The sequence below is a fragment of the Burkholderia sp. AU4i genome (genome assembly GCF_000466765.1).
In the GTDB taxonomy this organism is placed as follows: domain Bacteria; phylum Pseudomonadota; class Gammaproteobacteria; order Burkholderiales; family Burkholderiaceae; genus Burkholderia; species Burkholderia cepacia.
This window is the reverse complement of sequence record NZ_ASSI01000080.1, coordinates 1-6,694: the sequence shown is the minus strand read 5'-3', so window position 1 is coordinate 6,694 and position 6,694 is coordinate 1. Positions and strand designations below refer to the sequence as shown.

The window sequence follows — 6,694 nt, the reverse complement described above, 5'->3', positions numbered from 1 at the left end:
TATCCACATGCTTGCCAACAAAAATTGTGGACAAGCCCGCGCGCGGCCGCGCCCGGCGTGGCGCGGGCCGGCGTGCCACATTTGAGGCGGCGCGGACAAAGTCTTTCGGATCAAGCGCTTGCCTGCGGTATGCGCAGGCTATCCACACGCTTGCCAACACAATCTGTGGACAAGCCGGTTCGCCCGCGCGGAAGGCAGCCCGTCACGTGGCGCGACGACGTGCGAGCGGCACTTTACCTGCCGCGTGCCGCATTTGAGGCGGCGCGGACAAAGTCTTTCGGATCAAGCGCTTGATCGCGGTATGCGCAGGCTATCCACATGCTTGCCAACAAAAATTGTGGACAAGCCCGGCGGCCGCGGCGGCGACGGTCAGGGCTGCCGATCGTCGACCGTGGGCCAGCGCACGAACGCGAACACCCACAACATGACGAAGTTCAGGACCGGGACGAACATCGTCAGGATCCACCAGCCCGAATGCCCGGTGCGCCGGACGATGCGGACGTACGGATAAACGACGACGGCGACGAGCACGAGTGAGACGACCAGCTGCCACGCGGTGAAGTGTTCCATGGCCTTCCTCGGAGTGATGTGTCGGGCGGAACGTCCGGCCCGTTGAGCCGTCGCGCGAAGCCGGCGATGCACGGCCGCGTGCGGCTCGCGTGATCTTGACGCGCGGCGGGCGCGAGCGTCAAGGCGAGGGCGGTGCACGGCGGCGGCGCGTCTGTCGCGCGGGATCGTCCGCATTCACGCATGTCCGGGCCGCACGCTGCCGCAACCGTGACGCGGCGCATGAACCCTAAGCCGATCAACGGGTTAGCGCACGCGTGCGCAGGATATCCACAAGCTTGCCAACAAAATCTGTGGGTAAGTGGCGCAACGCATGGCCGGCACGTGTGCGCCGGCTGCGGCATGCATCGTCGTGGCGTCGTGATGCGAAGTGCGGCGAAGCGGTGGACGCGGCGGCCGTCACCGGGGCCTCGTCTGCATCACGCGTGCCAAAGTCCATCGGATCAAGGGTTTAGCGTTGCGGTGCGCAGGATATCCACAAGCTTGCCAACATTTTCTGTGGAGAAGTCGGGGTGCGTGCGGCACACCCGGGACACCGGCGAATGCGATGTGAGGGCCGAACCCGACCCAAGCCGGACGGGCATCCGAAAGGGCTGCTGTATTGCTACGGGTAGAAGCACGCAAGCATCCTCGCAACCTCGACCGGCCCGCGAGTCGAGCGGATCGTCGTCGAGAATTGAGACGAAGGAGGGGCGATCGACCCGGTGCGGCGCATGACGCGCGATCGAGGCTCCGGTGGCGGCGTGGATGTGCCTGTTCACGACCGCATGGCGCATTTGCCGTGCAGCCCCGACAAACCCTTTCCGATCAATGGCTTGGTGTCGTTAATGGACGGTTGTCCACATGCTTGCCAACACAATCTGTGGAAAAGCCGCGCGTGGCACGTCGCACGTGACGCGGCGTCAGGCCGGCAGCGGAAAGCGCACCGTGACGGTCAGCCCGCGCCCCCCGCGTGTCGTGCCGAGTGCGACCGTCGCGCGATGCTGTTCGGCGATCCGCTTGACGATCGACAGCCCGAGCCCGCTGCCTGACGACGTGACGGCCTGCGCGCCTTCGCCGCGGTAGAAACGCTCCCACACATCGGTGCGTTCGGCTTCCGGGATACCGGGGCCGTCGTCGGCGACTTCGAGCACGGGCGTCGTGCCGTCGAGCCGCGCGGACACGTCGACACGCGCGCCGTCGCCCGCATAACGGATCGCGTTGTCGACGAGGTTGTTCAGCAGCACGCGCAGCGTGTCGGCATTGCCCGACGTCATCACGGGCGTCGATACGATCGCGCCGAGATCGATCCGGTGCGCGTCGGCGACGCGCGTGCGATCCGATACCACCGACCGGCACAGCGCGGCGAGATCGACGGGCGCCGACGCGGAGGCGACCGCCTGCGCATCGGGTTCGAGGCGGGCGAGCGTCAGCAGCTGTTCGGCCAGGTGGCCGAGCCGCGTCGTGCCGGCATGGATCTGCGCGAGGATGTGCTCGCGTTCCTCGGCGGTCGACGCGCGCCGCAGCAGCTGCGACTGGATCGACAAGCCCATGATCGGCGTGCGCAATTCGTGCGCGGCATCGGCGATGAAGTGCCGTTGCAGCGTGAACGAACGGTCCAGGCGCGCGAGCAGGTCGTTGATCGCTTCGGCGAGCGGACGGACTTCGTTCGGCATCGCGCCGACGTCGACCGGCTCGAGATTGTTCGCATTCCTGCGTTTGAGGCCGGATGCGATCGTGCGCAGCGGCCGCAACCCCGCGCCGATGCCGAACCACAGGCCGATCGCGAGCAGCGGCAGCATCGAGAACACGGGCCACAGCAGGTGCACGGCGATACCCGCGATCGCTTCCCAGCGCGCATGGCGTGCCTGTGCGAGCCGGATCGTCGTGCCGCCGCGTTCGGTCACGTAGGTGCGCCACGGCTGGCCGCCGACGTCGACGCTCGCGATGCCTTTCTGCTCGGGCGGCGGCAGGGTCGAATCGCGGTCGGTCGAATACACGAGCTTGCCGTTGCGCCAGACCTGCAGCAGCACGGCGTCGGGATCGCTCGCCTCGAAACCGTGCTTGCCGCTGGCGCGGTTGCTGAACGACAGCTCGCCGTTCGGGCCGACGACGATCTGCTTCGACATGCTGCGCATCTGGTCGTCGAGCAGGTCGTCGAGCTCGCGCAGCGCGCCCCAGTAGGTGCCGGCGCTCGCGACGAGGCCGATCACGCACGCGGCCGGGAGCAGCCACATCAGCAGGCGCCGCCGCAGCGACGCGTTGCGCCAGCGTGCGATCGCGTGTTGCATGCGCGTCATGCGCCGTCACCGATCCGGTAGCCGACGCCGCGCACCGTGCGGATCATGTCGTGGCCGAGCTTCTTGCGCAGGTTGTGGATGTGCACCTGCACGGCGTTGCTCTCGATTTCCTCGCCCCAGCTGTACAGCCGCTCCTCGAACTGCTCGCGCGAAATCACCGCGCCCGGGTCGCGCATCAGCTCGTGGAGCAGCACGAACTCCTTTGGCGACAGCGTGACTTCGTCGTCGCCGAGCCAGACGAGGTGCTTGACGGGGTCGAGCCGCAGCGGGCCGATCGCGAGGGTCGTCTGCGCGCGGCCCGCGTGGCGGCGGTTGACCGCGCGGATGCGGGCGAGCAGTTCGTCGAGTTCGAACGGCTTGACGAGATAGTCGTCCGCGCCGCTGTCGAGGCCCGCGATGCGGTCGGGCACGCCGTCGCGCGCGGTGATGATGATCGCGGGCAGGTTTTCGTCGCGGCGGCGCAGCGCGGCGAGCACCGACAGGCCGTCGCGGTTCGGCAGCCCGAGATCGAGCAGCAGCAGGCCGTAGCCGGTCGCGCGCAACGCGAGCGACGCGGCGTCGCCGTCCTTCACCCAGTCGACCGCGAAGCCTTCCTGTTTGAGGCCCTGTTCGAGCCCGCTGCCGATCAGCGGATCGTCCTCGACGAGCAGTACGCGCATGGATTCGTGTCTCTTCAACGGGGCGCCATGGCGCCCGGGGTTCCCATGATAAGCGCGCGTGCCTTAGCGGGAGCTTAAACACGGGCGCGCGGCCGGCTTTCGCGCGTGCCCGGTGCGGCACCGTGCCGCTGCGGCGCGACCTTCAGGTTTGCTTAATCTTACGGTCCGTAATCTGGGGCCGTCGCGTTCAACGGGGCGCGGCGTCACATCGAAGAAGAGGACCGAGATCATGAAACACCTGACGAGAATCCTGGCGGTTGCGCTCGCCGTGCTGCCTGCCGCCGTTTACGCGGAATATACCGGGCCGTCCACGCTGACCACGACGACCGTGAAGGAGCTGCTCGCGAACGGCAAGGACGACCAGCACGTGCAGTTGCAGGGGCGCATCGTCAAGCATGTCGGCGGCGAGGATTACGAATTCGCCGATGCGACGGGCACGATCCGCGTCGAGATCGACCACAAGCTGTGGGCGGCCGGCCAGCCCGTCAGCGACCGGAACGAAGTGAAGGTGACCGGCGAATTCGAGCGCAAATGGTCGGGCAGCGTGAAGGTCGACGCCGATCACGTCGAAGTGCTGCGCTGACCGGTGCACCGGTGCATACGGGGCCGGTGATACCATGGTCGACCGGTTCCCGTTCACACCAAGATGGCCGCCAATTTCGACGAACTCGCGTCCCGGATCCGGGCGCAATTTTCCGAGCTGAGCCCGCAATTCCAGGCGGGCGCGGCCTTCCTGCTCGATCATCCCGACGAAGTCGCCACGTCGTCGATGCGCAAGGTCGCACAGCGCGCGCAGGTGCAGCCCGCGTCGCTCGTGCGGCTCGCGCAGCAATTCGGCTTCCCCGGCTGGAACGAGCTGCGCGACCTGTGCGTCGCGCGCGTGCGCACGCGCCCCGAGCCGCTCACGCAGCGGGCGCGCTCGCTCGTGCGGCCCGATGCGAAGGCGTCGCTCGCGCACGACCTGCTCGCCGCGCAACAACACAACCTGTCGGCCACCGCCGCGCAGAACGAGCACGCGCTCGCCGAAGCCGCGAAACTGATACGCAAGGCGTCGCACGTGCATGTCGCGGGGTTTCGCTCGTGCTACCCGGTTGCATTCGGCTTCGTGTACGGCTACCGGCTGTTCCGCCCGACCGTGTCGCTGCTCAACGGCGTCGCCGGGTCGCTCGAAATGGAGCTGCGGACGATCGCGAAGCAGAGCGTGACCGTCATCGTCAGCTTCGCGCCGTATTCGGCGGAAGCGACGCGCGTCGCGCAGGCCGCGAAGGCGCAGGGCAGCCGGATCGTCGCGATCACCGACAGCGCGGTGTCGCCGATCGCGCTGCACGCGGACGCACAACTGATCTTCACGCACGACAGCCCGTCGTTCTTCCCGTCGCTGGTGGCCGCGCACGCGATGGCCGAAGCGCTGGTCGCGCAGTTGCTGGCGCTCGAAGGCAGCGATGCGATCGCCGCGCTCGAGCGCACGGAAGCGGAGCTGCATGCGAAGGGCGCTTACGTCGTCTGACGCGGTGCGTGCGGGTTCAACCTTCCTCATTTTCGATTCAACCAGGCTCGACCGATGACGTTCACATACGAGGTGACCGACGCGGGCGACGTGAACGTTCGCAAGCAGATCGTCGCGCCGCTCGTCCGATTCAACGAAAGCCAGGCGGGCCCGAACGACTTCCGTGCGCTGGCCGTGGTCGTGACCGACGCCGAAGGCACGGTGGTCGGCGGCTTGTGGGGCAGCACGGCGTACGGCTGGCTGCATGTCGACCTGCTCGTGGTGCCCGAGGCCGCGCGCGGCCAGGGTGCGGGCACGCGCATCATGGATCTGGCCGAGGCGGAAGCCGTCGCGCGCGGATGCCACGGCGCGTGGCTCGACACGTTCGACTTCCAGGCGCGGCCGTTCTACGAGAAACGCGGTTATGTCCGCTTCGGCGAGCTGCCGGATTATCCGGCCGGGCACACGCGCATTTTCCTGACGAAGCGGCTTGCAGGCTGAGCATCGCCGCATGGAGCGGCCCGGTTGACGAGGTCGCCGGCGCTCGCCTAGGATAGCGACCAGCGATGCAGGTCGCTTCCGGGTCCGCGGAAAGGGTTCAACCCACCTGTCGCAGCAAATCCAGTCTTCCTCCTGTCCTTTGTGCTGGCGGTATTGCGGACCTTCGGCCATGACTGCACGAGGATTCGCATGAAAAAGCTGCCTCCCGGGGCCAATCCCGATCATCTGAAAAAGCAGGCCAAGGCATTGTTGCGCCTGTACCGGCAGGGTGACGCCGACGCCGTCGCGCGTTTTGTCCGCTTTCTCCCCGCCGCCGCCAACCGCACGCACGACGAAGCGCTCGCGCTCGGGCTCCGGCTGCACGATGCGCAGTCGTGCATTGCGCGCGAGTACGGTTTCGCGTCATGGGCCGATCTCGGCGCGTTCGTCGAAACGCACGCGCTTGCCGGGCAACAGCGGTCGGCGTTGATCCGGCGCTGGCTCGACCTGGCGTACGGCGCCGACGTGACGGGCGGTTTCGACGCGGCCCGGCCGCGTGTCGCCGCGCAACTGCTGCTCGACCGGCCCGATCTCGTGGCGAGCGATCCGACTGTCGCATGCGCGGCCGGCGACCTCGATGCCGTGAAGGCGGCGCTGGCCGCCGATCCCGGATGGATCGCGCGCGCCGGCGGCGTGCTGAAGCTGCCGCCGCTGGTTGCCGTCACGCATTCGCGGCTCGGGCAGATTCCCGGGTTCGCCGTCCGGCTGCGCGCCTGCGCGCGTCATCTGCTCGATGCCGGCGCCGATCCGAACCAGCGGATCGGCAACCGGTTTCCGCCGGCGTCGCTCGCGGCGCCCGACGAAGCGGGGCCGCTGTCGGCGCTGTACGGTGCCGCGGGCGTCAATCGCGATCCGGTTCTGACCGCGATGCTGCTGGAAGCCGGCGCGGACCCGAACGACGGCGAATCGCTCTATCACTCGGTCGAAAACCCGGCCTGTACGCGCCTGCTGCTCGAACACGGCGCGCGGGTGGGCGGGACGAATGCGTTGCGTCGCGCATTCGACATGCGCGAGGCGGACGCGCTCGAACTGCTGCTCGCGCATGGCGGCGACCCGAACGAGCCGCCCGGCGAGGGGCTGGCGCAGACCTGGGGCGCACCGTTGTTGCGGGCGATCGGCGTGCGCTGCTCGGCGCGCCACGTCGCCGCGCTGCTGGCGGCCGG

6 protein-coding genes and 1 pseudogene are annotated in these 6,694 nt (G+C 68.2%); 4 read left to right on the top strand and 3 right to left on the bottom strand.

Annotation, left to right across the window (positions count from 1 at the left end; translation table 11 throughout):
* Positions 1–369 precede the first annotated feature (369 nt).
* From L810_RS18955 to L810_RS18945, 3 genes are all read right to left on the bottom strand, one after another.
* Positions 370–570, bottom strand: a complete 201-nt coding sequence (locus tag L810_RS18955; RefSeq protein ID WP_021159889.1) for a hypothetical protein — start codon at positions 568–570, stop codon at positions 370–372.
* A gap of 899 nt (positions 571–1,469) precedes the next feature.
* A complete protein-coding gene (locus tag L810_RS18950) occupies positions 1,470–2,846 on the bottom strand; it encodes an ATP-binding protein (RefSeq protein ID WP_021159888.1) in 1,377 nt (458 codons plus the stop codon).
* Entirely contained in the window at positions 2,843–3,505 is a 663-nt protein-coding gene (locus tag L810_RS18945) for a response regulator (protein WP_021159887.1), read from the bottom strand. The genes L810_RS18950 and L810_RS18945 overlap by 4 nt, the downstream gene beginning before the upstream one ends.
* 229 nt (positions 3,506–3,734) lie before the next feature.
* Between L810_RS18945 and L810_RS18940 the strand changes: the two genes are divergently transcribed.
* The 4 genes and pseudogenes from L810_RS18940 to L810_RS18925 form a co-directional block, all read left to right on the top strand.
* Positions 3,735–4,088 carry a YgiW/YdeI family stress tolerance OB fold protein gene (locus L810_RS18940; protein ID WP_021159886.1) on the top strand — a complete coding sequence of 118 codons (354 nt, stop codon included), beginning with the start codon at positions 3,735–3,737 and terminating at the stop codon, positions 4,086–4,088.
* Between the two features lie 63 nt (positions 4,089–4,151).
* A complete protein-coding gene (locus tag L810_RS18935; RefSeq protein ID WP_021159885.1) occupies positions 4,152–5,012 on the top strand; it encodes a MurR/RpiR family transcriptional regulator in 861 nt (286 codons plus the stop codon).
* 54 nt (positions 5,013–5,066) lie between these two features.
* Complete coding sequence (locus tag L810_RS18930; protein ID WP_021159884.1) at positions 5,067–5,492, top strand: GNAT family N-acetyltransferase; 426 nt, start codon at positions 5,067–5,069, stop codon at positions 5,490–5,492.
* Between the two features lie 189 nt (positions 5,493–5,681).
* A pseudogene (locus L810_RS18925) lies at positions 5,682–6,694 on the top strand (hypothetical protein); the annotation flags it as partial.